Origin of the sequence: Geodermatophilus sp. CPCC 205761, assembly GCF_051383655.1 — a bacterium.
Lineage (GTDB): Bacteria > Actinomycetota > Actinomycetes > Mycobacteriales > Geodermatophilaceae > Geodermatophilus.
Map to the genome: position 1 here is coordinate 186,049 of NZ_JALPKQ010000001.1, position 26,254 is coordinate 212,302.

Here is a 26,254-nt window from a genome sequence, read left to right on the forward strand (position 1 = left end):
TGCCGAGCCGACCGCGGAAGGACAGCTGACATGTGCACCGACCCGACCAGCAGCACCACCCGCCGGTACGCCGCCGACATCGTGGCCATGCACGAGCGGATGAGCTACCGCCGATTGCTCGAGCACCTCCCGCAGGGCGAGCTCCCGCACCTCGCCGTGCGCGGCGACGGCCTGGTGACCGTCGCCGCGACAACCGAGCAGCTCCCGCACCGCTACGTCCTCGGCCTGCAGGGTTTCCGGCTGGCCCAGTACCTCCAGCTCGGCTGGGCGTGCGAGGAGACGCTGCACCGCAGTGCCGGGTTCTGCGAACCACCGCAGTCCCTGCACCCCGACGACGTGCACGTGCTGACGCTCAGTGGCCGGACCGGCCGGATCCTCGGCTACCTCAGCATCACGACGTCCGCGGACGGCGACCCGCGCGACCTGCTCGCGCCCGACCGGGCGCGCTTCCCGGTCGAGGAGGCGCACGGGATCAACGTCTTCACCCGCGTCCCCGCCCCGCCGGGGGTGCGCACCGACCAGGTGCGGGAGCTCAAGCGGTTCGTGCACGCCCGGACCCTCACCGACCGCGCTCAGCGGCTGCGCGTGACGCTCGAGCTGCTGCTCGGCGCGGGGCGGACGCTCGTCGCCGTCGAGCCGGTCGTCCGCGTCCTGGTCGGCGACGTCGAGGAGGACGTCGCGCTGCGGCACCTGCTGCTCGCCGGCCTGGACGTGCAGCTGATCGAGGACACGCAGCCCTGGCTGCCGGACGGCGACCTGCTGCACCTGGCCTACACCAACCGCGGCGAGGTCAAGCCCTTCGTCGCGGGCGTCCCCGACCGCAGGGAGCTGCTCGAGCGCATCGAGCTGCTCGAGACCGCGCTCGCCGCCGAGGACCTCTTCGAGGCCGCCGGCGCACTCTCCGGCGCCCTGCAGGGGACGACGGAGCGCGTGGTCGCCTGACCCCCTGGGCGCCGCCCCGGCCCGGCGCCCGCACCGACAACCCCGAGAGGAGCGACCACCGTGCCGATCGACCCCGCCGACATCAGGGCCCAGGAGTTCCGGGTCACCTTCCGCGGCTACGACATCGGAGAGGTCGACGCCTTCCTCGACTGGATCGAGGAGGAACTGAGCCGGCCGTCCGGCGTCCGGGTCCCGTCCGGCGAGGCGCCGGCCGGCCCGGGCGCGGACGCCGCCGGACTCCGTGCCCCGGCCCCCGCCGAGGAGCACGGCACCCCGTCCGCCGCGCTGCGCACCCTCCTGCACGCCGAGCGGATGGCCGAGCAGGTCCTGGCCGACGCCACCACCGACGCCGCCGCGATCGTGGCCCGGTCACGGGCCGAGGCGGACACGATCCTCGCCGACGCCCGCGACGAGGCGGCGCAGATCGTCGCCGCCGCACACCGGGCGCCCCGGTCGGACGTCGACGACCTGGTCGCCCGCGGCCGCCGGCTGCGCGCCGAGCTGGACCGCGTCGACGAGTCCGAGCGCCGGTGCCGCGAGGACCTGCGGGCCTGGCTCGACGAGCACGAACGGCTGCTCGACGCGCCCCCGTACCCCGTTCCGGGCGAGACCGGCGACCGGCCGGCCCGGGCCCGCGCGGACACCACCGTCCGCAGGGTGACCACGACCCTCCCCTTCACCGCCGTCCGATGACCTCCTCACCAGCACCCGGAAGGGCACCTGCGATGACTCCGCTCCCGATCGACGTCTACGACGAGTTCACCAGCCGCAACCGGGGCTTCGTCCCCCCGGAGTCGCAGCAGCGGCTGCGGGCCGCGACGGTGCTGGTCGCCGGCTGCGGGTCGACCGGCGGCGCCGTCGTCGAGCCGCTGACCCGGCTGGGCGTCGAGGACTTCGTCCTCGCCGACAACGGCACCTACGAGCTGAACAACCTCAACCGGCAGAGCGCGGGGCAGGAGGACATCGGCCGGAACAAGGCGGAGGTCTGCGCCCGCCGGGTGGCGGAGATCAACCCGCGGGCCCGCACCTGGGTCGACACCGACGGCATCCAGCCCGGCACCGTCTCAGCGATGGTCGGCTCCTGCGACCTGGTGATCGACGGTGTCGACGTGACCGAGCCGGCCGGGTGGCGGGCCAAGTTCGCGCTGCACGAGGCGGCCGCCCGCCAGGGCCGGCCGGTCATCTCCGGCTACGACATGGCCGGGACCCAGTACGTGCGCTTCTACGACTACCGGCGGCCCGGGGTCGCCTTCGACGGCGCCATCACCCGCGCCCAGGTCGAGGAGGGGCGGACGTGGAGCCTCCTGCGACGGGTCGTCCCCCTGCGCGTCGTGCCGGTCGAGATGCTGGAGAGCGCCCGCCGCTCGGTGGCGACCGGCGAGGAGAGCGTGTCCCAGCTGGTCTACACCTCGATGCTGTTCGGCGCCCTCACCGCCCGGATGGTGATCGACGTGCTCGACGGCCGGCCGGTCCGCCGCCACACGGTCGTCGACGCCCACCGTGCCGTGCGGCCGCCCGTGACCCACCTGGTCACCCGGCTGCGCAAGCCGTGGGTGCTCGCCCTCGCCCTGCGGGACCTCGCCGTCCTGGAGCACGGGTCGGAGCGGAGGAGGTGATCGAGCGCTTCGCCGCCGCCACCCGGCGGTGGCGCTGGCCGATCGCCGTCGTCTGGATCGTCGCCGTGGCCTGCGCGGGCGTCGTCGCCATGGGGCTGCCGGGCCGGCTCAGCGGCGGTGGGTGGGAGGTCGAGGGCTCGCAGTCCGCGGCCGTGGAGGAGGCCCTGCACACGGGCTTCGTCGGCCGCGCGGCGAGCACCCTGACCGTCGTTGTCCGGGACACGTCGCACACGGCGGAGGAGGAGCCGTTCGAGGGGCGGGTCCGCGAGGTGATGGCCGCCGTGGCCGCGGACGAGACGCTCGACGTGCAGAGCAGCTACGGCTGGTCGACGTTGGGGCCGGAGGCCCGCGCGCCCTTCCTCGGCTCGGACCTGCGCACCGCGATCGACGTCGTCGGGCTCGGCATCCGGGAGGGATACGCCCGGCAGGAGCTGCCCGAGGTCCAGGCCGGGCTGCGCGAGCAGTTCGCCGACCGGGGGCTGCAGGTGTCCCTCGTCGGTGCGGCGTCCTTCTGGGGCGAGGTGAACGAGCTCAGCGAGAAGGGGCTCGCCCGGGCCGAGCTGATCACCCTGCCCCTCATCCTGCTCGTGCTGCTGGTGCTCTTCGGCGGCGTCGTCGCGGCGCTGGTCGCGCTGGTCGTCGGGGTGACCTCCATCGTGCTCACCCTCGCCGTGCTGACCGTGCTCGCCGGCCAGTACGAGCTGTCGCTGTTCGTGCAGAACACCGCGACCATGCTCGGCCTGGGCGTCGGGGTCGACTACTCGCTGTTCGTCATCGCCCGGTTCAAGGAGGAGCTCGCAGCGGGCAGGGACGTCGAGAGCGCCGTCGCTGCCACGCTGCGGACCTCCGGGGAGACCGTGCTCTTCTCCGGCGTCACCGTGATCGCCGCGATGTGCACGCTGTTCCTGGTCCCGCTCGGCGTGATCGGCTCGATCGCCCTGGGCGCGGTCGTCGTCGTCGCCTTCTCCGTGCTCACCAGCGTGGTCCTGCTGCCGGTGGTCCTGCAGCTGCTGGGCCGGCGCATCGAGCGCGGCGTCGTCTTCGTCCGCCGGGGGACGCACCGCCGGCCGGCCGCCGCACGCTGGGCCGCCTTCGCCGGCCGCGTCATGCGCCGCCCCGTGCTGTTCCTCGCCGTGAGCGTCGGCGGCCTGCTGCTGCTGGCGGCGCCGTCGCTGGGCCTGCAGACCTTCACCCCCGACTCGCGGATCATCCCCGCCGACGAGCCGGTGCGCGCCGGCTTCGCCCTCGTGGAGGAGCAGTTCGGGCCCGGCTCCACCGCGCCGCTGCAGGTGCTGGTGAGCTCGCCTGAACCCCTGGGCTCCGACGACGGCGCCGCCGTCCTCGGGCTGCGGGACCGGCTGAAGGCCCTGCCGTCGGTGGTCCGGGTGGATTCCGCCCTGGACGCGCTGGCCGCGGTGAACGCCGCCGACCCGCTGGCGGCCGCGGTGGGGCCCGCGCGGGAGGCCCTGCCCCCCGACGTCCGCCAGACGGTCGACCACCACCTCTCCGACGACGGCCGGCGGCTGCTGCTCAGCGTCGTCGCCGATGCCCCGGCGTCCGCGACGAGCACGCAGGACCTCCTGGCGGCCGTCCGGGCCGAGGCGGCGGACCTCGACGCTGCCGGTCTCTCGGTCGCCGTCGGCGGCGAGACGGCGCAGGGCGTGGACAGCAACGACGCCATCACCCGGACGATGCCGAAGGTCGTCCTGGCGATGCTGGGCGTCATCTACCTGTTCCTGCTGGTGAGCTTCCGGTCGGTGTTCCTGCCGCTCAAGGCGATCCTCATCAACCTGCTGTCGGTGGCGGCCACGTACGGGGTGCTGGTCCTGGTCTTCCAGCACGGCTACGGCGCCGACCTGCTCGGCTTCGAGCGCACGGGGTACATCCAGAACTTCATCCCGGTGCTGCTGCTGACCCTCCTGTTCAGCCTCAGCACCGACTACGAGGTGTTCCTCCTCAACCGGGTCCGCGAGTACCACCAGCAGACCGGCGACGACACCGGCAGCGTCGCGCGCGGCCTGGCCAGCACCGCACCGCTGATCTCCGGGGCGGCCCTGCTCATGGTCGTGGTCTTCGGGGCCTTCTCCTTCGCGGGGATCCTGCCCATGAAGCAGCTCGGGTTCGGCATGGCGGTCGCCATCGCCCTCGACGCCACGGTCATCCGCCTCGTGGTCGTGCCCGCCTCGATGCGGCTCATGGGCGCCTGGAACTGGTGGATGCCCGGCCGCCGCCGGGTGCCGGCCCGGCGGGCCGCCGGGCGGGGCCGGCAGCCGCACCGCCGCCCGGGCGGCGTCCCCGTCGGGGTGCGGGACGGCCAGCACCGCTGGGCGCCGGCGGCTCCCTGACGCGCGCTCCCGGCTCCGCTCCCGGACGGGAGCGCCCCACGTGCCGGGGGCGGGGGCGCACCCCACCTCCCGGCGGGGGGTTGGCGAGGGCTCCTCGTAGGGCCTGCTCGATCGTCCCGGGCGCCCGCCCGCACCAGGCTCTTCCCCATCCGAACGGCCACCGCCGCACCAGCGGCCCCCACGAGACGAGGCACGAGATGGTCAGCAGCCAGCCGGAGTCCACCCGCCCCGGGGGACAGGTGACGTCCGTGTCGAGGGTGCCGGAGGGCACCGGCCGGACCCCGGAGCCGGCGTCGCGCCCCCGGCAGCCGCGGCCGGCGTCCGGGCCGCCGAACCCGGGAGGACACCGGACGACACGGGGGACCGCGACGGGGCGCCCCGACCAGGCGGCGCGGGACGCCACCGGACACCTGGTCCGGCGAGCCGCGCAGGGTGACCAGCGGGCCTGGGACGCCGTCGTCGAGCGGTACGGCGGGTTGCTGCGGTCGGTCGTCGGTGAGTTCCGGCTGACCGACGCGCAGGCCGCGGACGCGGTCCAGACCACCTGGTTGCGCCTGCTGGAGGACCCCGGCGCTCTGCGGCGACCCGAGCGGCTGGCCGGCTGGTTGCGGGCGACCGCGCGCCGGACCTGCCGGGAGACGGTGCGCAGGGCGGGCCGGGAACGCCCGTGGGAGCAGCCCGACGGCGGCACCTCCGAGCGGGACACCGATCCCGAGGCGCACGTCCTCCGCCAGGAGCGGGTGGACCTGGTCCGCCGGGCCGTCCAGGAACTGCCCGAGCCGCACCAGCGGCTGGTCGAGCTGCTCGTCGCCTCCCCGCCGCTGAGCGACGCGGAGATCGGCGCCCGGCTCCGGATGCCGGTCGAGAGCGTCGAGCCGGCGCGGGCCCGCCTCCTGGACGGGCTGCGCACCGCTCTCGCGCCGGCCCACCTGTAGGACCCCTGCCCCGACACGCCCCACCCCCTCGCGATCCCACTCGAGAGAGAGAAGGAGAAGCCCGTGCCTCGACCTGACGCCGCTCCCCGTGGCCGCGCCGCCGACCGGACCGGTTCGCCCGCGGACCGGTACGACGCCATCGTCACCGGCGCCGGTGCCGGTGGTCTCACCTGTGCCCTCACCCTGGCCCAGCAGGGAGCCCGGACGCTCCTGCTCGAGAAGAACCCGTTCGTCGGCGGGTACGCCCACGGCGACGGTGAGCAGGGCTTCTACTGGGACCACGGCGGGCACATCGTGCTGGCCTTCCGGCTGGGGATGCCGGCCCGCCAGGTGTTCGAACGGCTCGGCATCGACCAGCGGATCGACATGGTCCCGGACCTGCAGAGCTTCCAGGGCGTCTTCCCCGACGGTCGGATGGAGATCCCGGCCGACCTCACCATGACCGCCGAGCTGCTGACCAAGCGGTTCCCGGCCGAGCGGGCCGGGATCACCCGGGTGCTGCTCGACATGGAGCGCATGGTCGCCGAGCTCGACCTCGTCGTCCCGAGCTTCCGGATCGCCGACGTACCCGGGGAGCGACGCCCGCTCGACCGGCTGCTCGAACAGTTCCAGCGACCGTGGCTCGGGGACGCCGTCGCGCCCGTGGCCGGCCGGCTGAACATGCCCGGCCACACCCTGCTGAAGTACCAGAACCGGACGTTGCAGCAGTTGCTCGACGAGCACCTGCGCGACCCCGACCTCAAGGCCTACCTGTCCATGCTGTGCGTCGGGATCGGCACGGCCCCCTCGGAGCTGTCGGCGGTCATCGCGTCGGTCTTCCTCGTCCACGCGCTCCGGCTCATGTGGATGCCGCGGGGCGGCTTCGGCCGGCTCGCCGAGGTGCTGCGCGAGATGTTCATCGAGGCGGGCGGCACGGTGGCCACCGGCGCGGAGGTCGACCGCATGCTGGTCACCGGTGGCCGGGTGCACGGGGTGCGGACCGTCGACGGCCGGGAGTTCACCGCGGGTTCGGTGGTCTGCGCGTCCGACGCCCGCCGGCTCTACACCGAGCAGCTGCCCGCCGACGTCGTCCCCCGCAAGCTGCGGACGGCGGTGCAGACCCACCCCACCACGCCGGCCTTCTTCCAGGTGCAGCTCGGGATCGACCTGGACCTGGCCCGGTACGGCGACGAGATCAAGCGGCTGAACTTCATCTACCCGCACCGCGACATCGACAAGGGGATGGCGAACTTCCCGCTGGGCAACGTCGAGGAGGCGGCCTACTACCTGTACGTCGCCACCCTCCACCAGCCGGAGCTCGCCCCGCCCGGGATGCACTCGATCAAGCTGGAGTGCCCGACCCGCCTCGACAGCGTCGGCATCGACTGGGACCGCGACAAGGACGCCATCGCCGACGTCTTCATCCGCCGGACCGAGGCGCTCATCCCGGACCTGCGCCGGCACATCGTGGCGCAGCGGGTCTACACGCCGCTGGACATGGTGCGGCGCACCCACAACAACCAGGGCGCGTTCGCCGGGTGGGGACTGGTGCCGCAGATGCTCAGCCGCTCCCGTCCGCAGCAGCGCTCCCCGCTGCCGGGGCTGTACCTGGCCGGGCAGTGGACGACGCCGAACGCCGGCCTGCCCTGGGTCGTGCTGTCGGGCTACAACACCGCGGGCATGGTGCTCGCCGACGGCGGAGGGCACCCGCGGTGGAACCACTGACGATGTCGACGACCGAGCAGCGCAACCTCGACACCATGGCGGCGGTGGTCCCGTACTGGAACCGCCACGACGTCGCCGGGATCCTGTCGCACTACGACGACGAGATCACCTGGCACGACATGGCGATGGGCCGCACCCACCGCGGGAAGGCCGAGGTGGGGGCGGTCCTCCGGGCCCTCTTCGACGCCGTGCCCGACCTGCGGCTGGACCTCACCACGCGGCTGCCGCACGGGGACGGCGTCGCGGAGGAGTACACGCTGACCGGCACCCACCTGGGGACGCTGTTCGGCGTCCCGGCGACCGGTCGGCGGCTGCGGATCCAGGCGGTCAGCTTCGTCCGGATGCGGAACGGGCGGCTCGCCGAGGACAACTTCTACATCGACGTGGCCGGCGTCCTGGTCCAGATGGGCCTGCTCCCGCCGCTGACCCTCACCGAGACCCGGTGGGGGCGGGCGGGCCTGCGGATCGCGGTGTTCCTCCGGTTCCCGCGCCGCGCCCTGGCGACACGCCGGCCGTCCGGTGCAGGATCCCGCGGATCCAGCTCCGACCGCAGCCGGGCCGACGCCGGGCTGATCCTCAGGAGGTCCCGGTGAGGCGATCGTCTGCAATCCCGTTCCTGTCGTCGTGCGCGGTCCTGCTCGCCGTCACCGGCTGTGGGCGCTTCGAGGAGGCGCCGGCCGACGCCCGCGGCCAGGACGCCGCCGCGGCCGGGTCCGGGTCGGCCGCGGCCGGCGCGGGCGACCTGACCGCCGTCCTGCTGGACGCCGCGGGCGCGGAGGTCGGGACGGTGACCCTGTCGGAGGCCGGCTCGGGCACGCGGGTGTCGGTCGAGGCGACCGCACTCCCGCCGGGTTTCCACGGTTTCCACGTGCACGCCATCGGGGTGTGCGAACCCGGCAGCGTCAGCCCGACCGACCCGACGATGACGGGGGACTTCCTCTCGGCAGGGGGACACCTCGGCGCCGCGGACGCCGACCACGGGCAGCACGCCGGGGACCTCCCCAGCCTGTTCATCGGGCAGTCGGGGACCGGTGACCTCACGGCCGTCACCGACGCGTTCACCCTGGCCGAGCTCACCGACGACGATGGCAGCGCCGTCATGGTGCACGCGGGCCCGGACAACTTCGCGAACATCCCGGAGCGCTACGCCCCTGCCGGAGCCGACCAGACGACGCGGGGCACCGGCGACGCCGGCGGGCGCATCGCCTGCGGCCGGGTCGAGGGCTGACCCGGGGAGCCGGGCGGCGCGGCGACGACGCCGGCACGCGTGATCGCAGCCGGCACCGCTGACGGGCGCGCAGCGGAGCAGGCCTGTCGACTGCGGAGGGGAACGGGATGCGTCGTGACCGATGAGGTGGCCCAACTCGCCTATGGCGAGGCGCGTGCTGCGCTACGTGAACAGGACGCGACCCTGGCAAATCTCCGGAACAGAGCCACTGCTCTCCTCGCAGCGGCTGCCGTGGGAACGTCCTTCGCGGCCGCTGTCGGCCTGCTCAACACCGATCCTGACCGCGGGCGCGTCTTCCCCCTGTGGGCCGGCTGGACTCTGCTGGTGCTGGTGGTCCTCGTGGGAGCCGGGGTGATGGTCGTTCTGTGGCCGGCGCCGGGCTGGAAGTTCGGACCGAGTCCGGACAAGCTGCTCGGCAGCGTCGGAACCGATCTCGGTGGCGTTCTGCGGGCCGCTACGACGGCCATGATCGCGGCAGTGGGGTCGAACGACGGACTGCTCAAGCGGCGGATGGATGCGTATCGCGTCAGCGTGATCATGCTGATGGCGCAGGTGGCTCTGCTCGTGCTCATCATGATCGTGGCCGGGGGGTGACGGGTGTGACGAGCGCGGGCGGACTCGACGAGGGGGAGGGGTCGGGTCAAGGCGACTGGATGCGCAGCGGCCTGAACACTGCTGCGCCGCAGGCGTCGCGGTCGCGCGGCCTCCTGTACGGCGGGGTCGTCGTCGCCGGCGTCGCCGCAGCGGCCGTCGTCCTGGGGTCGACCGGAGGTGACGCCGATCCCAGCGCAACTGCTCAACCGCCACCGACGTCGACACTCCCGGATGCCTTCCCGATGCCGGCGGAGGCCGGCGCGGATGATCCAGCTCCGCAGCCTCTCCCACCTCCGTCCGGGCCGCACTGGTCGATCTCCCCCGACGCGGTACCGATCGGAGGGAGTTGGACCTTTCACGGCTCTGGATTCCGGCCAGGGGAGATCGTCGAACTGCAGGCGTCCGGTGCGGTGTTGGGCATCGACCAGGCCGACGGTCTCGGGGTCGTGCAGTACAGGTCCGATCCGGTGGATGCCGAGCAGTGCGACTGGTCGCCGCTGGTCGTCGATGTCGTGCGCAGCAGCCCTGATGCCGATGAGGGCGAGTCGTTGGGTACGGCATCGGTCCGCCTGTGCTCCCCGTGACGCGTCCGGGTCGTGCCCTCCCGGTGCTCCTCCCGCGGGAGCTCGCTCAGTGGCCGCCGCCGGGAAGGCTCGGGCGGCTGCGTGAGAGGTTGATGTTGCAGCCGATGTAACCGCCACCGCACAGCTTCAGGGTGTTCGCGGTGTACCCCAGGATGCCGGCTCGCGGATCGGCGGCCCGGCAGAGGCGCGTCGACAGGCTCAGGTCGAAACCGGCGCCGCACTCCACGCGCTGGCCGAACTTCTCGCCGAGCTTCTTCGCCGCCTCCTCGGCGGCCGCGGCTGCGACACCGAAGGGTCCCAGGTACTTCTTGACGTCGATGAGCCCGATGATCTCGAGGTCTGCGTAGCCCTCGGCCGGGTGCGGTGTGAACAGCAGTCCGATCTCCAACCCGCCCTTGGCGAAACGGACCCGCTCGCCGGGGACGATGACGACGGGGAACAGCGCGACCCCGCCGCCGACATCGGCCGACACCCGCCCATGGGGCTCCTGCGGGCTCGCGCACCGACCCGGGGTGAGCAGGGCGCCCACGTTGCCGACGTTGAGCCTCAGTTCGGCGAAGGTGTAGCCGCCGTACCAGCCGTACGGGGTCTTGTAGCCCGCGCCGGCCCAGGCCCATCCGGTGAGGTCGACGTTGCCCGTCATGAAGTCGTAGCAGAGCTGGACGGAGGCGACGAGGCCACCCTCCGGGTGGAAGGCGGAGGTCCCCGAGCCGTCTCGCTGCACCGTCACCGCACCCGTGCGCTGGAGCGGCGCTCGCACCGAGGCGGGGGCCCCGCCGCCGCTCACGGTCACCGGGTGAACGGTCTGCGCGGCCGGTCCCAGTTCCGCGATCAGGGAGTCGACCTGCGCCTTGAGCTGCGCCAGGTCGAGAGGGAGTTGCGTCGGCGCCCCGGCGACTCCTCCCGGCGTGGTCGGCGCCCCGCCGACGTCGCGCTGGACCGTTCCCGACGTCGCCTGCGCCGGCGGTCCCGCTGTCGGCCGGGCACCGGCGTCGACGTGGCACGGGCACTGCCCGGGAGGCGTGTCCTCGCGTCGTCGGACCGCGCGGTCCCGGGCGACAGCGGCATTGCCGAGGCTGCGGTGCAGTGCTGTCACCGCGTCCCGCCTGCCGACCGTCGGCACGCTCCCGGTCACACGTGCCCGCGGAACCCGCACCCCGTGGCCGGGCACCCGGCTGCGCCCGGACGGCGATCGGTGCACCACCGCTGGCGGCTGGTCGACCGAGACCACGTGCATCGCCACACCCACCCCCACGTCACGGTGCGCGATCGACCCCCGGCTTCCCAGCGTCGCGCCTCGTGAGCAGGACGGCAATGGCCGTTCGGCATCGCAGGGAACCCCCGGCGTCACGGCCGCCGCCGCACACCGGCGCACCGCGGCCGGTGCTCGCGGGGCGGACCCGGTCGTGCGGGACGAGCGTCAGTGGCGGGGGCGGCCGGCGGCGAGGGCGTCGACCAGCGAGCCCTGCAGGCCGGTGAGCCAGTAGTAGACGGCGAGCTGCTGGCCCTCCTCGGAGGCGAGGTCCTCGGGCGGCTCGGTGTCCTCGGTGATGTCCAGCCTGGTGCCGAGGGCCAGCCGCAGGTCGTTGCTGGTGCGCAGCCAGGCGCCGGCCTGGTCGGGGTCCAGCCGCACCTGTCCGCCGTCGGGCGGCAGGGTGGCCCGCACGATGGCGAGGTCGTCGGCCTTGCCCGACCGCAGCGCCGACTCGGTCATCTCCCGGAAGTCCGCCGCCAGCTCCGGGTCGCCGCGGTGGCCGTCGGGCAGCAGCCGGGTGACGACGGGGTCGCCCCGGACGTCGTCGGCGTCGGCGGCCAGCAACTGCTCGAGCTGGTCGAGCAGGAGGGCGACGATCCGGGCCTCGGCCGACTCCAGCCGCGCCACCACGTCCGCGCCCTTGCGCTTGAACGGTCTCACGAGTCGCGCTGGAAGCTGGCCCACAGCCCGTAGGCGTGCAGCCGGCTCGTGTCGTGCTCCATGCGCTCCCGCGGACCGGAGCTGACGATCGCCTTGCCCTCGTGGTGCACCTGCAGCATCAGCGTCGTCGCCGTCGGCTCGTCGTAGCCGAACAGCTCCTGCAGCACGAAGGTCACGTACGTCATGAGGTTGACCGGGTCGTTCCAGACGATGGTCACCCACGGGCGGTCGAGGTCGCTCCGCTCCTCGACGGTGGTCTCCGGAGTCGCGAGAGGTCCGGCCACCCCTCCACTTTACGGCGCGCCACCAGCGGCGGGGACCACTGCGGGACAGTGACGGGCTGGTGACGGCGCGGTCCCTAGCCTGCGACGCCGGAACCGGCGGGAGGGGACCCATGCCAGGCTTCGAGGTGCGCCAGAAGAAGGTCCGGCGCGTGTGGGTCCCGCAGGTGGCAGTCGACGTCGAGGCGCTCCGGATCCGGGTGAACGTCCACGGGACCCGGGACCTGACCCCGGCCCAGCGAGAGCTGCTCGCGGGCGTGCGCATGCACCTCGACAAGGCCTGGAACGCCGCGTTCCGCATCGACCCGCTGCCGCGACGGCTGGCGAACTGGTGGCGCGGGACGCTGGTGGAGACCGCCTACCGGCACATGCACGCCGCTGAGGTGCTGCTGCTGGACCTGGCCGGCGAGGACGAACTGCACGCGGAGATCCGCCCCGCCGTCGCCCGGGCCAACGCCGCCCTGAACCGGGAGGACCCGCGGCAGCGCACGGTCGAGGAGTTCCGGAAGTACCAGTCCGCCGACAAGCTGCGGCCCCGGCTGCGCAGCGTCGTGCGGGACAGCTACGCGGCCCTCGACGCCCGGCACACCCAACTGCGCAGCTTCCGCAACATCCTGCTGATGTCGGCGGTGTCGATCACGGTGCTCATGGTCGTGGCCATGGTGGCCATCTCGAGGGCCCCGGAGGTGCTGCCGCTCTGCTTCCCGCGCGAGTTGGTGGACACCAGTTCCGGGGCCGTGGTCACCACCCAGGCCGGCGTCAACTGCCCCACGCGGTCGGCGACCGACGACCCCAGTGGCGGGGACGTCCTCGTCGTCGCCCTCCTGGGACTGCTGGGCGGCGCGCTCGCCGCGGCCATGTCGATCCGCAACCTGAAGGGGACGACGTCGCCGTACGACGTGCCGGTGGCCCTGGCCATGCTGAAGGTCCCGCTGGGGTCCTTCACCGCACTCCTGGGCCTGGTGGCCATCCGCGGGGACTTCGTCCCGGGCCTGTCCGCGCTCGACTCCCAGGTCCAGATCCTCGCCTACGCGCTGGTGTTCGGGTTCGCCCAGCAGGTGCTCACCCGGCTGCTCGACCAGCGGGCGCAGACACTGCTCGAGGGACTGCCCAGCAAGGACCTGACGGAGCGGGTGCCGCTGCCACCCCCGGCGCGACCGGAGGTGTCCACGGCCTGAGACCAGGAGGAGACCGTGCCGAGGATGATCAGCGCCCGCGCCACGTGGCGGCTCGTGCGCGCCGGGAACCTGCCCGCACGGCTCCGCGCGACCCGGGACGGGCAGACCGCCGTCCGGCTGCAGATCGTCGGCGCCGCCCTGGACACCGGCGTCCTCGACGCCCTCGCCGAGCGGCCGGCGACGACCGCGGACCTCGCCGCCCGGACCGGCGCCACCGACACCGCCCTGCTGGCCGCCTTCCTCCGCGTCCTCGAGGCGGCGGGCCTGGCCGAAGGGCGGGCGGGCACCTGGCGCCTGGGCAAGCAGGGCCGCGTCGTCCTCGACGACGACGTCGTGCGCGCCTCGTACGAGGCGTTCGCCGGCTTCCACACCGATCTCTACCGCGACCTGCGGCCCCAGCTGGCCGGCGGCCCGGCGCGTCGCGACGTCACCGAGCGGGGCGGGGTCATCGCGCGCATCTCCGCGGCCCTCGAGCCGTTCATCGAGGAGGTGCTCACCCGCACGGTCGCCGAGCTCCGGCCGGAGCGGGTCCTCGACGTCGGGTGCGGCGCGGGACTGCAGCTGGCCGCCGTGCTCGACGCCGCTCCGGGCGCCCGGGGCATCGGTGTCGACACCGACGAGCCGGCCGTCGCGATCGCCCGGCAGACCCTCGAGCGGCGCGGCCTCGCCGGCCGGGCGACGGTCCTGCACGGCGACGTCCGGGAGCAGCAGCTCGACCCCGTCGACCTCGCCCTGCTGGCCAACGTCGTCTACTACCTCCCCCTCGGCGAGCGCGTCGCGTTCCTCCGCGACATCGGCCGGCTGCTGGCCCCCGGCGGCGCGCTGGTGGTGGTCACCACCGCGGCCACGCCGCACCTGATCAGCCGGCACTTCGACCTGCTCCTGCGCGCCCAGGAGGGGGCGATGGAGCTGCCGGACACCGCCGAGCTGGTCACCCAGCTGACCGCGGCCGGCCTGCGCCCGGGGGAGCCCGAGCGCATCACCCCCGGCGCCCCGATCGTCGCGGTGGTGGCGACGCGGCCGGCCGGTCAGACGGAGGAGGGGTCCAGCTCCACGGTGTAGGACGTGATGGCCGCGACGACGCCGTCCCGGAACTCGTAGACGTCGCAGGAGGACACCACGCTCACCCCGCCCTCGGCGTCCACGTACCGGCCCACGGCGTCGACCGCGGCGGCGTCCCCGTCCGCGACGACGACGAAGCGGAGGAACTCCGTCCGCGTCGTCGCCAGCTCGGCCAGCGTGGCCTCGCACGCGTCGACGACGGCCTGGCGACCGGTGAGCACCCCCGCGCCGACCGAGGTCCACCGGACGTCGGCGTCCAGTGCGTCGTAGGCGTCGCGGAAGCGGTGCCCGGAGAAGGCCTCGACGGTCTGCCGGGGAGCGGCCACGGGAGCGGTCCTCTCGGTCGGACGGACAGGAACGGGAGAGCGCAGTCAACCGCAACCCGTGGCTCACCCGCAGGGGTGAGCAGCCGTACAGCGCGTCCGCCGTGCCGTCGATGCCGTTCGCGACAGATCCGGACAGAGGGGGTGTCGCGTGGACGCAGGAGTGCCCCAGCGGGGGAGTCGGCTCAGGCCGGTCGCCGCGGGCTGGCTGGTGCTGGTGGCCGCCGCCCTCGCCGTCCACGCCGCCGTGCACGGCACGCCGACCGCGGACCGGGTCTACCTCGCCGTGATGTGGGCGGCCGCGGCCGGCGCCTGGTGGGGGGCGTTCCGGCAGGGCCTCCGCGCCCCGGCCGTGCTCGTCGCCCTCGGCGTCACCCTGACCGCCGTCGGCGACGTGTTCTGGTTCCTGCAGACGTGGGCCGGTCAGGCCCCCGACGTCTCGATCGCCGACGCCATCTACATCGGCGGCTACGTCGCCCTCGGCCTGGGGCTCTGGCGCATGGCCGACACCCGCGGCCGCACCCGCGGCCAGCAGCTGGACGGCTGGCTCGACGGCGCCGGCGTCTTCGTCGCGGTGCTCATCCTCGTCTGGCAACTCTCGGTGGCCGGCACGGTCACCGACACCACCCTGCCGGTCCTCACCCGCTCGGTCTGGGCGCTCTACCCGGCCCTCGACGCCGCCGTCATCGGGCTGGTGTTCCGGCTGGTGGCCACCCGGACCCGCGGCGAGCGCGCACCCCTCGCCGTCGCCGTGGGCGCGGGCTGCTGGCTCGCCTCCGACCTGGGCTTCCTGCTCCTCGCCGACCCCGATCCGGTCAGCGTGTGGTTCGACACCGGCTGGCTGGCCGGGGCCGTCCTGCTCGCGGTGGCCGCCGGCTCCGGCGGCTCCGCGACGCGCAGCGACGCCGGCGAGGCGGTGCCGGGCCTGGCCCGGCTGGCCGTCAGCCTCGGCGCGCTGCTGGTCCCCGCCGGGCTCGAGGTGCTGCGGGGGGTCACCGGCGCGGCGGGCGCCCCCCTCACCGTCTTCGGCGGGACCCTCGTGCTCGCCGGGCTCGTCTTCCTCCGCACCGCCCGCGTGCTGCGTGCCGAAGCCGCCGCCCGCGCCCTCGTCGGCACCCAGCAGCGGCACAGCGCGGCCCTGGCCCGGCACTCCTCCGACGCGATCGCCGTCCTCGACGAGGACGGCCGGCTGCTCAGCGACCCCGCCTGGCTGGCCGCGCTGCTCGGGGGCACGGCGCCGAGGAACAGCCGTGAGCTGGTCGACCTCTGCGGCATCGACCGGGAGCAGGCGCAGGCCGTGCTGGCCCGCTGCCACCAGGCCGGCGGCACCGTCGTGGAGGCCGAGCTGACCGCCGTCCGTGACGACGAGCTGCGCTGGATCGGCGTCCGGCTGGTCGACCTGCGCACCGACCCCGACGTCGGCGGCACCGTCGCCCACCTCACCGACATCACCGACCGCAAGCGCGCCGAGCAGGCGCTGGCCCACCAGGCCACCCACGACACCCTCACCGGGCTGGCCAACCGCGCCCTCTTCGCCGACCGCGTCGACCAGGCGCTGCGGCGCCGGGCCCGCGGCGGCCCGTCGGGTGCGGTCGTCTTCATCGACCTCGACGGGTTCAAGGCGGTCAACGACAGCCTCGGCCACCAGGCCGGCGACGCGCTGCTGATCACGGTCGCCGACCGGCTGCGGTCGGCGGTGCGCGCCGGCGACACGGTCGCGCGGCTCGGCGGCGACGAGTTCGCCGTCCTGGTCGAGCAGGCCGACGACGGGACCGACGAGGTCGGCGCCACCGCCGCCCGCGTCCTCGACGTCCTCGGCCGGCCGATGCACCTGGCCGGCCAGCGCGTGGCGATCAGCGGCAGCGTCGGCATCGCCGTCGCCCACGACGGGGCGACCGCCGAGTCCCTCGTGCGGGACGCCGACATCGCGATGTACGCGGCCAAGGTCGCCGGCCGCGGCCGCTCGGTGGTCTTCGACCCGGCGATGCGCGCCGCCGCCCTCGAGCGCCGCCGGCTGGAGCAGGAGCTGACCGGCGCCCTGGCCGCCGACCAGTTCCGGCTGGTCTACCAGCCCGTCGTCGACCTGGCCGACGAGCGCGTGGTGGGCTTCGAGGCCCTGCTGCGGTGGGAGTCGCCCACGCTGGGCGCCGTCGCGCCCAACGACTTCGTGCCGGTCGCCGAGGAGCTCGGCCTGATCGGGGACATCGGTGCCTGGGTGCTGCGCGAGGCCTGCCGGACGGCGGCCGCCTGGCGCCGTGAGCACGCCGGTGCCGCGGACACCACGATGGCGGTCAACGTCTCCGCGGTGCAGCTGGCGTCGGCCGACCTGCTCGACCACGTGCGCGCGGCGCTGGCGGCGAGCGGGCTGCCGGCCGAGGCGCTGGTGCTCGAGGTGACCGAGACGGCGCTGGTCGACGACCCCGAGCGGGCCGCGGAGTCCCTCGTCGCGCTCCGCGAGCTCGGTGTCCGGATGGCGCTCGACGACTTCGGCACCGGCTACTCGTCGCTGGGCTACCTCCGGCAGTTCACCGTCGACGTGCTCAAGGTCGACCGGTCCTTCGTCGCCACCATCGCCGACGACGGCGAGGTGCCGGCGATCGTGCGCGGGCTCATCGACCTCGGCCGGGCCCTCGACCTGGAGGTCGTCGCCGAGGGCGTGGAGACCGCCGCCCAGCGGGACCTGCTCGCCGCGGGCCGCTGCGACCGCGCCCAGGGCTACCTGTTCGCCCGGCCGCTGGAGGCCACGGACGCCGAGCTGCTGCTGCTCGGCCAGCGGCCCGGCACCCCCGCCACCGGGCGCGCGCGCTCCTGACGCCGCTCAGCGGCCCGGCTGCTGCTGCCACTCCCGCGGCGTCACGCCGTAGGCCGCGCGGAACCGCCGGGTGAAGTGGCTCGGGTCGGCGAACCCGCAGGCCCGCGCCGTCGCCGCGATCGGCCGCCGGCGGCCCACCGGTGAGAGCAGCTCGGTCCGCGCCAGCTCCAGCCGCTGCCCGATCAGCTCCTGCTCGAGGCTCACGCCGGCGCGGGCGAGGGCCTTGTACAGCTGCCGGACCGAGACGTTGTGCGCCGCGGCGACGCGCTCCGGCGTGAGCGCCGGCTCGGCCAGGTGCGCCCGGACGTAGGCCCGCACCCGGGTCACCAGCGTCTCGGCCCGCACCGTGGCGACCAACCGGTCCGGCGCCCCCGCCGACACCAGCAGCGCCCGCACCAGCTCGGTCGTCGCCGTGCCCAGGGCGGCGGCGCCGGGGTCGCCGGCGACCCGGTCGGCGTCGCGGGCCATCCGCAGCAGGTGGTCGCGGACCAGGTCGTGCAGCGGGCTGGCGGCCAGCCGGGGCGCGGCCCCCCGGACGACGCCGGCCGGTAGCCCCAGCTGGTCGTGGGACACCTGGAACGCCCGCGAGCCGCCGCTGCCCGACCAGGCGAACGCGTACGGCGCGGCCAGGTCGTTGACCATCAGCTCGCCGGGCCGCACCAGCCGGTCGGCGCCGAACTGGCTGAACCGGCCCACCCCGCTGGACTGCACGGCCAGCGCCACGACCGGGGGGCTCTCCATCCGCACGTGCCGCGGGGTGCGGAGCAGCCGGAAGCCCGAGGAGTCGGTGGTGAACAGGTTCGCCCGCCCGTAGTGCCACAGGTGCATGCGGGTGCGGACCGCCCCGGCCGGGCCCAGGTGCTCGATCCGGCACGGCACCGACGCCTGGCCGAACGCGGCCCGGAAGGCGTCCACCCGGTGCTCGGGCGGCAGGGCGGCGGTGTCCAGGAGCAACATCGCGGACCCCCTCGGAGCGCGAGGACGGAGCCGACGGACCTCGTCGTGCGTCGTGCCCGGAGACGTGCGGGGCCGAGTCTGGCAGCCCGGGGCCCCGGCGCAGAAGGGCCGCGGGCCGGACGCGGCGTGCAGACAGGGACCAGAGGTGTGCAGCGAGGGGCCAGCACCCGCCGCACCCCGCTGCCAGGCTCCACGGAGAACGGAGCCGACACCATCCGACGGGAGTTCCGATGCGCACGTCCACCGCCGACCCGCTCGCGCGCGGCTGAGGGGACCGAGATGACCGACATCCCGAGCCAGCGCGGCGCCGCGACCCCCGCCCCCGGGGCGCCCGACACGATCGTCCTCGTCCACGGCTTCTGGGTGACCCCGCGCAGCTGGGAGAACTGGAAGGCCCACTACGAGGCCCGCGGCTACCGGGTGCTCGCCCCCGCCTACCCCGGCTTCGAGGTCGAGGTGGAGGCCCTCAACGCCGATCCCACCCCGATCGCCGACATCACCCTGCCGCAGATCATCGCGCACCTGGAGTCGGTGGTCCGGGAGCTGGACCGGCCGCCGATCCTCATCGGGCACTCCGCCGGCGGCACGCTGGTGCAGATCCTGCTCGACCGCGGCCTGGGAGCGGTCGGCGTCGTCCTCAACTCCGCGCCGACCGAGGGCGTCAAGGTGCTGCCGCTGTCGCAACTGCGGGCGACGTTCGTCGCGTTCAAGAACCCGGCCAACCGGCACCGCGCCGTGCCGCTCACCTGGCCGCAGTGGCACTACGCGTTCACGAACACCTTCAGCGAGGAGGAGTCGCGGGCGCTGTACGAGCGGTACGCCATCCCGGCGTCCGGCCGGATCCTCTGGAACACGGTGCTGGCCAACGTCATGCCCGGCCCGCAGGACGCCGCGGTCGACTACGCCAACGAGGCCCGGCCGCCGCTGCTGTTCGTCTCCGGCGGCGAGGACCACATCATGCCGCCGAGCGTGCAGCGGTCGAACGTGAAGCACTACGAGGCCGGCATCGTCGAGCACCGGGACTACCCGGGCTACGCGCACCTGCTGCCCGCGCAGGAGGGCTGGGAGGAGATCGCCGACGTCGTGCTGGACTGGGCGGTCGGCCACGCCCGGGGGAGCCGGCCCGAGGTCGCGGGCGCCCAGTGACCGCCGGGCCGGCGGACACCGTCCGGCTCACCCACGTCGGCGGGCCGACGGTGCTCGTCGAGGTGGGTGGCTGGCGGCTGCTCACCGACCCGACGTTCGACCCGCCGGGCCGGCGGTACACCTTCGGCTGGGGCAGCTCCAGCCGCAAGGTGGGCGGCCCGGCGGTCACCGTCGCCGACCTGCCCCCGGTGGACGCCGTCCTGCTCAGCCACGACCACCACGGCGACAACCTCGACGACGCCGGCCGTGCGCTGCTGCCCGCGGCCGGCACCGTGGTGACCACCGCCTCCGGCGCCCGCCGGCTGGGCGACGGGGCGGTGGGGCTGCGGCCGTGGGGGACGACGGAGCTGCGCGCGCCCGGCCGCCCGACGATCGAGGTGACAGCGACTCCGGCGCGGCACGGCCCGCCGCTGAGCCGGCCGATCGGCGGGGAGGTCACCGGCTTCGCGCTGCGCTGGGCCGGTCAGGCCGACGGCGTGCTGTGGATCTCCGGCGACACCGTGCTCTTCGACGGCGTCCGCCGGGTCGGGGAGCGGTTCGCCGTCGGCACCGCCCTTCTGCACCTCGGCGGGGTGCGCTTCCCCGTCACCGGGCCGGTGCGGTGGTCGATGACCGCCCGCGCAGCCGCCCGGCTGTGCCGGGTGCTCCGCCCGCGCACCGCCGTCCCGGTGCACTACGAGGGCTGGTCGCACTTCCGGCAGGACCGGGCGGCGGCCGAGCGGCAGCTGGCCGCCGAGCCGCCGGAGGTCCGGGACCGCTTCCGCTGGCTGACGATCGGCGAGCCGGTGGAGCTGCCGGCCTGAGCCGGCCGGTCAGGCGCCGCGCTGCGACTCCGCCTGCACCACCCCGCGCAGGGCCGTGACCAGCTCCGCGTCCGCGGTGTCCCCGCGCTCGAGCGCCTCCCGCGCCGGGGCCGAGAACAGCCCGGTGTCCACCGTGTCCAGCCAGGTGACCCCGCCGTCCACCCGGCGGCCCACCCGCAGGTCGCCGCCCTCCCGGCGCAGCACGTACTCCTCGCTGTCGAGCCGGATCGTCACGTCGTCGCCCATGCCGGTTCCCTACCCAGCGCGGCACCCGGTCCACCCCTGCCCGGCGGGGAGAGGATGGGCGCGTGGAGGAGTGCTGCGAGGTGGTGGTCACCGGCGCCGACGCCGAGTGGCTGGGCGGGTACACCCGCACCCTCGTGGAGGAGCGGCTGGCCGCCTGCGGTCACCAGCTCGCCGCCGTCCGGTCGGTGTACCGGTGGGAGGGCGCGGTGCACGACGAGCCGGAGGTGCGGGTCGCGCTGCACACCCGCCGGTCGCTGGTGCCGGCGATCGTCGCCCGCACGGCCGAGCTGCACCCCTACGACGTGCCCTGCGTGATCGCCCTCCCGGTGCTGGACGGCAACCCCGACTATCTGAGGTGGATCGTCGGGGAGACGAGGGATCCGGAGCGCTGACGGCGGGGGGCGGCGCGGACCGGCCGCGACCGGGCAGGGACGATGGGGTCCACGACCGGGCCGCCAACGGGGGGCGGCCCGACGAGGGCGGGAGCGTGCATGGCCGGAGTGCAGGGGCGGGTCGACCTGCCACTGGACGTCCGCCGCCGCGTGGCAGGGGCGGAGGGTTCCGCCGTCGCCGTCGAGGCGGTGCTCGACGCGCTGCCCTCGCCGACCCTACTCATCGACGCCCAGGGCCGGGTGCTGCTCGCGAACACCGCGTGGCAGGCCGCGGCCACCGTGCTCGACGACGACCGCGTGCGGGTCGGCGTCGGCGGCGACTACTTCGCGATGGCCCGGCGGCTGAGCAGCGACGGCAGCACGATGACCCTCGTCGAGCGGCTGCGGGCGCTCTCCCGCGGCGAGTGCTCCTCGGTGCAGGCCGACTACGCCCTCGAGCACACCGGCGGCACGCGCTGGTTCCACCTGCAGGCCTCCCGCGTCGACCAGGCCGGTCAGGTGGTGGTCACCCACACCGACGTCACCTCGCGGGTGCACGCCGAGCGGGCCTCGGACTGGCGGGCCCGCCACGACACCCTCACCGAGCTGCCCAACCGCGCGCACCTGCACGAGCTCATCGACGCCGAGCTGCAGCGGGCCGAGCGCGGCCCGGTCTCGGTGCTCTTCCTCGACGTCGACGGGTTCAAGGACGTCAACGACTCCCTCGGCCACGACGCCGGCGACGACCTGCTGCGCCAGATCGCCGGGCGGCTCACCGGCTCCACCCGCGGCGGCGACACCGTCGGCCGGCTGGGCGGCGACGAGTTCGTCGTCCTCTGCCGGGACTGCGACACCGACGGCGCGGAGGTGCTGGCCGACCGCTGCCGCGCCAGCATCGACCGGCCCTTCGACCTCGGCGGCCGGATGGTGCGGCTCGGGGCCAGCATCGGGATCGCCACCGCCCGGGACGCGCAGGCGCCGCCGGTGCGCTCCACCGACCTGGTCCGGGACGCCGACCTGGCGATGTACGCGGCGAAGGCGGCCGGCCGCAACCGGGTCCGGCTGTTCACCGCCGACCTCCGCGCCGCGGCCCAGCGCAAGGCCACCTTCGCAGCGGAGCTGCGCGAGGCCGTCCTCGACGACCAGCTGGTGCTGCACTACCAGCCGGTCCTGCAGCTGCCCTCGCTGCGGTGCAGCGGGGTGGAGGCGCTGGTCCGCTGGCAGCACCCCAAGCGCGGGCTGCTGGCCCCGGCCGAGTTCCTGCCCACCGCTGCGCAGCACGACCTCATGACGCCGATCGCCCGCTGGGTGCTGCGGGAGGCCACGGCCCGGACCGCGGCCTGGGCGCGCGCGGGGCTGCACCTGATCACCTCGGTGAACATCAGCGCCAGCCACTTCTCCACCGGCACCCTCGTCCGCGACGTGCACGACGCGCTGACCCAGGCGGGACTGCCGCCCGAGCAGCTGGTCATCGAGCTGACCGAGACCTCCGTCGCCGAGGACGCCAAGCGCGCCGCCGCCCAGTTCGCCCAGCTGCGCCGCTCCGGGGTCGAGGTCTCCATCGACGACTTCGGCAGCGGCTTCTCCTCGCTCGGCCAGCTGGTCTCCCTGCCGACCGGGATCCTGAAGATCGACCGCAGCCTCGTCGCGTTCCCGGAGGGGCGCCGCAGCCAGGCGGCCGCGGCGATCGCCGCCGTCGTCGCGCTCGGCCGGGCCTGCGGGGTGCGCAGCCTCGCCGAGGGCGTGGAGACCGCCGAGCAGCTCGCGCTGGCCACCGAGCTCGGCTGCACCTTCGCGCAGGGCTTCCACATCGCCCGGCCGATGCCGGCCGACGAGGTCGCGGGCTGGCTGGCCGACCACCCCGAGCACCGGCCGGCGCCCGCGCCGTGACTCAGCCGGGCTCGCCGCGGGCCTTGCGGCGGGCCACCACCCCGAGGTCGACGAGCGCGACCGCGGCGAGCACGAACAGCACGACGGCCGCCCACACCGGCAGGCCGGCGGCCAGCCACAGGATCCCGCCGCCGACGCAGACGACGAGCCCGAAGGCGGCCAGGACCAGCCGCAGGGTGAGCGCCGACTGCGCCGGCGCCGCGCCACCGATGCCGGCCGTCGGGTCGTGGTGGTCGGGCAGGCCGCGCTCGTAGTCCTCCCGCGACCGGGGTCGACGGGGTTCCTCCATGCCGGGACACCTACCCCTGCCCGGAGCGCACTACCCTGGGTCGACGTGGCCGCTGACTTCTCCGTCGTCCTGGACGAACTCGACACGACCCTCACGTCGATCGAGGCTGTCCTCGACGTCGACCGGCTGCGCCGGGAGGTCGCCGAACTCGAGCAGCAGGCCGCCGCGCCCGACCTGTGGAACGACGTCGAGGCCGCGCAGGCGGTGACCTCCAAGCTCTCCTACCTGCAGGGCGACCTGCGCCGGGTCGAGGAGCTGCGCAGCCGGCTCGACGACGTCGGGCTGCTGCACGAGATGGCCGCCGAGGAGGGCGACGACGCCACGACCGCCGAGACCGAGCGGGAGCTGGAGACCCTGCGCAAGGCGATCGACGAGCTCGAGGTCCGCACGCTGCTGTCGGGCGAGTACGACTCCCGCGAGGCGCTGGTGACCATCCGCTCCGAGGCCGGCGGTGTCGACGCCGCGGACTTCGCCGAGATGCTCATGCGCATGTACCTGCGCTGGGCCGAGCGGCACAAGTACACCGTCGAGCTGTACGACGTCAGCTACGCGGAGGAGGCGGGCATCAAGTCGGCCACCTTCGCGGTCAAGCAGCCCTACGCCTACGGCACCCTGTCGGTCGAGCAGGGCACCCACCGGCTGGTCCGGATCTCGCCGTTCGACAACCAGGGCCGCCGGCAGACGTCGTTCGCCGGGGTCGAGGTGCTCCCGGTCGTCGAGCAGACCGACCACGTGGAGATCCCGGAGAACGAGATGCGGATCGACGTCTTCCGCTCGTCCGGCCCGGGTGGGCAGAGCGTCAACACCACCGACTCCGCCGTCCGGATCACCCACCTGCCCACCGGCATCGTCGTCTCCTGCCAGAACGAGAAGAGCCAGATCCAGAACCGCGCGGCGGCGCTCCGCGTCCTCCAGGCGCGGCTGCTGGCGGTGCGCCAGGCCGAGCAGCGCGCCGAGATGGACGCGCTGAAGGGCGAGGGCGGCAGCAGCTGGGGCAACCAGATGCGCTCCTACGTGCTGCACCCGTACCAGATGGTCAAGGACCTGCGGACCGAGCAGGAGACCGGGAACACGACCGCCGTCCTGGACGGCGACATCGACGCCTTCATCGAGGCGGGCATCCGGTGGCGGCGTCAGCAGGAGACCGTCGCCGCCGGCTGAGAGAGGCCCCTGGGCGGGGAGTTCGCGGCACTCCGTCGCACCGGGCGTCCCGTTCGTCACACCCGACTCCCGGCGAGTCGGGGAATACGCCACGCTGGGTGAGCGGGGACCTGCGACGTCCGGGGACCCGTCACGCAGCGCGAGAACGGTACCGGGGCGTCTCGTGGCGAACGACCGATGATGCGCCTCGGGGAAGGTACCGTGGCCCCTCGTGATCGAATTGCAACACGTCACCAAGCTCTACCCGGCCAGCGGCCGGCCGGCCCTCGATGACGTGTCGACGGAGATCGACAAGGGGGAGTTCGTCTTCCTCATCGGCTCGTCCGGTTCGGGCAAGTCGACCTTCCTGCGGCTGCTGCTGAAGGAGGACGACCCCACCTCGGGCACCGTCACGGTCAACGGCAAGACGCTCAACGGCATGAGCAAGTGGCAGGTGCCGAAGCTGCGCCGCACGATGGGCTGCGTCTTCCAGGACTTCCGCCTCCTGCGCAACCGCACGGTGGCCCAGAACGTGGCCTTCGCGCTGGAGGTCATCAACAAGCCGCAGCGCACCATCAAGCGCGTCGTCCCCGAGGTGCTGGAGATGGTGGGCCTCGAGGGCAAGGCCAACCGGCTGCCCGGCGAGCTCTCCGGTGGCGAGCAGCAGCGCGTCGCCATCGCCCGCGCGTTCGTCAACCGGCCGCTGGTGCTGCTGGCCGACGAGCCCACCGGCAACCTCGACCCCGAGACCAGCGAGGGGATCATGCTCCTGCTGGAGCGGATCAACCGCACCGGCACCACGGTGATCATGGCGACGCACGACTACCACATCGTCGACTCCATGCGCCGTCGCGTCATCGAGCTGAACGGGGGAGTCATCACCCGCGACCAGTCGCGCGGTGTGTACGGCGTCGGCCGCTAGCCCGCCCGCCGGCCCGCACCGGGTCCGGCCGCCGTCCGCGGGTCGCTGACCCCCGCCAGCTGACATCCAGACAGGGAATCCATGCGCGTCAACTTCGTGCTCTCCGAGGTGGCCACCGGGCTGCGTCGCAACCTCACCATGACGGTCGCGATGATCCTGACCACGGCCATCTCGCTCGGCCTCATGGGCACCGGCCTGCTCATCGCCGGGATGATCTCCGACATGAAGGAGATCTACTACGACAAGGTGCAGGTCTCCATCTTCCTGGCCGACGACGTCACCGACGAGCAGCGCAGCGACATCGAGAGCCGGCTGTCCTCCTCCGACGAGGTGGCCAACTTCATCTACGAGTCCAAGGACGAGGCCTACCAGCGCTTCCAGCAGCAGTTCAGCCAGCAGCCGGAGCTCGTGCAGAACACCCCGCCGGACGCCCTGCCGGAGAGCTTCCGCGTGGAGCTGGTCAACCCGGAGCGCTACGAGGTCATCGCCGCGGAGTTCCCGAACGCGCAGAACGGCGTGGACCAGGTCCGCGACGAGGGCGACTTCCTCGACCGGCTGTTCAGCCTGCTCAACGGTGCGCGCAACGCGACGATCGCGGTCGCCGTCGTGCAGGCCCTGGCCGCGTTGCTGCTGATCTCCAACACGATCCAGCTGGCGGCGTTCAACCGGCGCAACGAGACCAACATCATGCGGCTGGTCGGCGCCTCCCGCTGGTACACCCAGCTGCCGTTCATCCTCGAGGCCGCGCTGGCCGGGCTGATCGGTGCGCTGCTCGCCGTCGGCGGCCTGGTGCTCACGAAGGTGCTCTTCGTCGACAAGACGCTGGCCGGGCCGATCAAGGCCGGCATCATCCCGCCGGTCGACTGGGGGGCGATCGCCTTCATCAGCCCGATCATCGCCGCCGCCGGTGTGGGCCTGGCCGCGATCGCCGCCTACGTGACGCTGCGCCTGTACGTGCGCCTGTAGCCGCA

At 74.2% G+C, this 26,254-nt stretch carries 27 protein-coding genes; 20 read left to right on the top strand and 7 right to left on the bottom strand.

Translation table 11 applies throughout. The features are described 5' to 3' along the window. The first annotated feature begins 30 nt into the window (after positions 1–30). The 10 genes from MY526_RS00955 (at position 31) to MY526_RS01000 (ending at position 9,948) form a co-directional block, all read left to right on the top strand. Entirely contained in the window at positions 31–942 is a 912-nt protein-coding gene (locus MY526_RS00955) for a hypothetical protein (RefSeq protein ID WP_436703018.1), read from the top strand. Positions 943–1,002: 60 nt separating this feature from the next. After that, positions 1,003–1,635: a DivIVA domain-containing protein gene (locus tag MY526_RS00960; protein ID WP_436692368.1), complete on the top strand. Its 633-nt coding sequence runs from the start codon at positions 1,003–1,005 to the stop codon at positions 1,633–1,635. Positions 1,636–1,667: 32 nt separating this feature from the next. Next, complete coding sequence (locus tag MY526_RS00965; protein ID WP_436692367.1) at positions 1,668–2,558, top strand: HesA/MoeB/ThiF family protein; 891 nt, start codon at positions 1,668–1,670, stop codon at positions 2,556–2,558. Continuing rightward, on the top strand, positions 2,555–4,903 hold the full coding sequence (locus MY526_RS00970) for an MMPL family transporter (protein WP_436703019.1): 2,349 nt from the start codon (positions 2,555–2,557) through the stop codon (positions 4,901–4,903). The genes MY526_RS00965 and MY526_RS00970 overlap by 4 nt, the downstream gene beginning before the upstream one ends. A gap of 248 nt (positions 4,904–5,151) precedes the next feature. Continuing rightward, positions 5,152–5,838: an RNA polymerase sigma factor gene (locus MY526_RS00975; protein ID WP_436703020.1), complete on the top strand. Its 687-nt coding sequence runs from the start codon at positions 5,152–5,154 to the stop codon at positions 5,836–5,838. 63 nt (positions 5,839–5,901) lie between these two features. Next, entirely contained in the window at positions 5,902–7,542 is a 1,641-nt protein-coding gene (locus MY526_RS00980; protein ID WP_436703021.1) for a phytoene desaturase family protein, read from the top strand. Between the two features lie 2 nt (positions 7,543–7,544). Further along, positions 7,545–8,135, top strand: a complete 591-nt coding sequence (locus MY526_RS00985; protein ID WP_436692363.1) for an ester cyclase — start codon at positions 7,545–7,547, stop codon at positions 8,133–8,135. Beyond that, positions 8,132–8,770: a superoxide dismutase family protein gene (locus MY526_RS00990; protein ID WP_436692362.1), complete on the top strand. Its 639-nt coding sequence runs from the start codon at positions 8,132–8,134 to the stop codon at positions 8,768–8,770. Before MY526_RS00985 ends, MY526_RS00990 begins: the two co-directional genes overlap by 4 nt. Before the next feature lie 114 nt (positions 8,771–8,884). Continuing rightward, entirely contained in the window at positions 8,885–9,364 is a 480-nt protein-coding gene (locus MY526_RS00995) for a hypothetical protein (protein WP_436692361.1), read from the top strand. A gap of 5 nt (positions 9,365–9,369) precedes the next feature. Next, positions 9,370–9,948 carry a hypothetical protein gene (locus MY526_RS01000; RefSeq protein WP_436703022.1) on the top strand — a complete coding sequence of 193 codons (579 nt, stop codon included), beginning with the start codon at positions 9,370–9,372 and terminating at the stop codon, positions 9,946–9,948. 46 nt (positions 9,949–9,994) lie between these two features. On the opposite strand, the gene MY526_RS01005 is transcribed toward MY526_RS01000, so the two are convergent. The 3 genes from MY526_RS01005 to clpS all read right to left on the bottom strand — a co-directional run bounded on the left by MY526_RS01005 (position 9,995) and on the right by clpS (position 12,147). Next, positions 9,995–10,678: a hypothetical protein gene (locus MY526_RS01005; protein ID WP_436703023.1), complete on the bottom strand. Its 684-nt coding sequence runs from the start codon at positions 10,676–10,678 to the stop codon at positions 9,995–9,997. A gap of 690 nt (positions 10,679–11,368) precedes the next feature. Further along, complete coding sequence (locus tag MY526_RS01010; protein WP_436692358.1) at positions 11,369–11,863, bottom strand: DUF2017 family protein; 495 nt, start codon at positions 11,861–11,863, stop codon at positions 11,369–11,371. Beyond that, positions 11,860–12,147 carry an ATP-dependent Clp protease adapter ClpS gene (gene clpS / locus MY526_RS01015; protein ID WP_436692357.1) on the bottom strand — a complete coding sequence of 96 codons (288 nt, stop codon included), beginning with the start codon at positions 12,145–12,147 and terminating at the stop codon, positions 11,860–11,862. Before clpS ends, MY526_RS01010 begins: the two co-directional genes overlap by 4 nt. 110 nt (positions 12,148–12,257) lie before the next feature. On the opposite strand from clpS, the gene MY526_RS01020 reads away from it, so the two are divergent. Both MY526_RS01020 and MY526_RS01025 read left to right on the top strand, forming a co-directional pair. Then, positions 12,258–13,322: a hypothetical protein gene (locus MY526_RS01020; RefSeq protein ID WP_436692356.1), complete on the top strand. Its 1,065-nt coding sequence runs from the start codon at positions 12,258–12,260 to the stop codon at positions 13,320–13,322. Positions 13,323–13,346: 24 nt separating this feature from the next. Next, positions 13,347–14,384 carry a methyltransferase domain-containing protein gene (locus MY526_RS01025; RefSeq protein ID WP_436703072.1) on the top strand — a complete coding sequence of 346 codons (1,038 nt, stop codon included), beginning with the start codon at positions 13,347–13,349 and terminating at the stop codon, positions 14,382–14,384. On the opposite strand, the gene MY526_RS01030 is transcribed toward MY526_RS01025, so the two are convergent. Beyond that, positions 14,351–14,710, bottom strand: coding sequence for a nuclear transport factor 2 family protein (locus tag MY526_RS01030; RefSeq protein ID WP_436692355.1), 360 nt, complete (start codon positions 14,708–14,710; stop codon positions 14,351–14,353). The genes MY526_RS01025 and MY526_RS01030 overlap by 34 nt on opposite strands. A gap of 148 nt (positions 14,711–14,858) precedes the next feature. Here MY526_RS01030 and MY526_RS01035 point away from each other — a divergent pair, with 148 nt between their 5' ends. Continuing rightward, a complete protein-coding gene (locus tag MY526_RS01035) occupies positions 14,859–17,519 on the top strand; it encodes a putative bifunctional diguanylate cyclase/phosphodiesterase (RefSeq protein WP_436703024.1) in 2,661 nt (886 codons plus the stop codon). A gap of 6 nt (positions 17,520–17,525) precedes the next feature. Here the strand turns inward: MY526_RS01035 and MY526_RS01040 are convergent, their stop codons facing one another. Then, positions 17,526–18,476, bottom strand: a complete 951-nt coding sequence (locus MY526_RS01040) for a helix-turn-helix domain-containing protein (RefSeq protein WP_436703025.1) — start codon at positions 18,474–18,476, stop codon at positions 17,526–17,528. 279 nt (positions 18,477–18,755) lie between these two features. On the opposite strand from MY526_RS01040, the gene MY526_RS01045 reads away from it, so the two are divergent. After that, on the top strand, positions 18,756–19,622 hold the full coding sequence (locus MY526_RS01045; RefSeq protein ID WP_436692352.1) for an alpha/beta hydrolase: 867 nt from the start codon (positions 18,756–18,758) through the stop codon (positions 19,620–19,622). Continuing rightward, on the top strand, positions 19,619–20,425 hold the full coding sequence (locus MY526_RS01050) for an MBL fold metallo-hydrolase (protein ID WP_436692351.1): 807 nt from the start codon (positions 19,619–19,621) through the stop codon (positions 20,423–20,425). The genes MY526_RS01045 and MY526_RS01050 overlap by 4 nt, the downstream gene beginning before the upstream one ends. A gap of 9 nt (positions 20,426–20,434) precedes the next feature. Here MY526_RS01050 and MY526_RS01055 read toward each other — a convergent pair whose 3' ends face one another. Continuing rightward, the gene (locus MY526_RS01055; protein ID WP_436692350.1) at positions 20,435–20,671 is read right to left on the bottom strand and encodes a hypothetical protein; all 237 of its coding nucleotides are present in this window, start codon (positions 20,669–20,671) and stop codon (positions 20,435–20,437) included. Positions 20,672–20,733: 62 nt separating this feature from the next. Between MY526_RS01055 and cutA the strand changes: the two genes are divergently transcribed. Then, complete coding sequence (cutA, locus tag MY526_RS01060; protein WP_436703026.1) at positions 20,734–21,063, top strand: divalent-cation tolerance protein CutA; 330 nt, start codon at positions 20,734–20,736, stop codon at positions 21,061–21,063. A 99-nt stretch (positions 21,064–21,162) separates the two neighbouring features. Beyond that, positions 21,163–22,932 (top strand): putative bifunctional diguanylate cyclase/phosphodiesterase, encoded by a 1,770-nt coding sequence (locus MY526_RS01065; protein WP_436692348.1) that lies wholly within the window; start codon positions 21,163–21,165, stop codon positions 22,930–22,932. A gap of 1 nt (position 22,933) precedes the next feature. Here the strand turns inward: MY526_RS01065 and MY526_RS01070 are convergent, their stop codons facing one another. Further along, a complete protein-coding gene (locus MY526_RS01070; RefSeq protein ID WP_436692347.1) occupies positions 22,934–23,221 on the bottom strand; it encodes a DUF6343 family protein in 288 nt (95 codons plus the stop codon). Positions 23,222–23,266: 45 nt separating this feature from the next. On the opposite strand from MY526_RS01070, the gene prfB reads away from it, so the two are divergent. From prfB to ftsX, 3 genes are all read left to right on the top strand, one after another. Beyond that, complete coding sequence (gene prfB / locus MY526_RS01075) at positions 23,267–24,382, top strand: peptide chain release factor 2 (RefSeq protein ID WP_436692346.1); 1,116 nt, start codon at positions 23,267–23,269, stop codon at positions 24,380–24,382. A 211-nt stretch (positions 24,383–24,593) separates the two neighbouring features. After that, positions 24,594–25,283 (top strand): cell division ATP-binding protein FtsE, encoded by a 690-nt coding sequence (gene ftsE, locus MY526_RS01080; protein WP_436692345.1) that lies wholly within the window; start codon positions 24,594–24,596, stop codon positions 25,281–25,283. Positions 25,284–25,364: 81 nt separating this feature from the next. Continuing rightward, on the top strand, positions 25,365–26,249 hold the full coding sequence (gene ftsX, locus MY526_RS01085; RefSeq protein WP_436692344.1) for a permease-like cell division protein FtsX: 885 nt from the start codon (positions 25,365–25,367) through the stop codon (positions 26,247–26,249). Positions 26,250–26,254 lie beyond the last annotated feature (5 nt).

Excerpts from the sequence above, each read along its gene's own strand:
- MY526_RS01025 (WP_436703072.1), top strand. The coding sequence starts at position 13,347 with ATGATCAGCGCCCGCGCCACGTGGCGGCTCGTGCGCGCCGGGAACCTG.
- MY526_RS00985 (WP_436692363.1), top strand. The coding sequence starts at position 7,545 with ATGTCGACGACCGAGCAGCGCAACCTCGACACCATGGCGGCGGTGGTC.
- MY526_RS00955 (WP_436703018.1), top strand. The coding sequence starts at position 31 with ATGTGCACCGACCCGACCAGCAGCACCACCCGCCGGTACGCCGCCGAC.
- MY526_RS01055 (WP_436692350.1), bottom strand. The coding sequence starts at position 20,671 with ATGGGCGACGACGTGACGATCCGGCTCGACAGCGAGGAGTACGTGCTG.
- MY526_RS01045 (WP_436692352.1), top strand. The coding sequence starts at position 18,756 with ATGACCGACATCCCGAGCCAGCGCGGCGCCGCGACCCCCGCCCCCGGG.
- MY526_RS01040 (WP_436703025.1), bottom strand. The coding sequence starts at position 18,476 with ATGTTGCTCCTGGACACCGCCGCCCTGCCGCCCGAGCACCGGGTGGAC.
- MY526_RS01070 (WP_436692347.1), bottom strand. The coding sequence starts at position 23,221 with ATGGAGGAACCCCGTCGACCCCGGTCGCGGGAGGACTACGAGCGCGGC.
- ftsX (WP_436692344.1), top strand. The coding sequence starts at position 25,365 with ATGCGCGTCAACTTCGTGCTCTCCGAGGTGGCCACCGGGCTGCGTCGC.
- MY526_RS00965 (WP_436692367.1), top strand. The coding sequence starts at position 1,668 with ATGACTCCGCTCCCGATCGACGTCTACGACGAGTTCACCAGCCGCAAC.
- MY526_RS01020 (WP_436692356.1), top strand. The coding sequence starts at position 12,258 with ATGCCAGGCTTCGAGGTGCGCCAGAAGAAGGTCCGGCGCGTGTGGGTC.
- MY526_RS01065 (WP_436692348.1), top strand. The coding sequence starts at position 21,163 with ATGGCCGGAGTGCAGGGGCGGGTCGACCTGCCACTGGACGTCCGCCGC.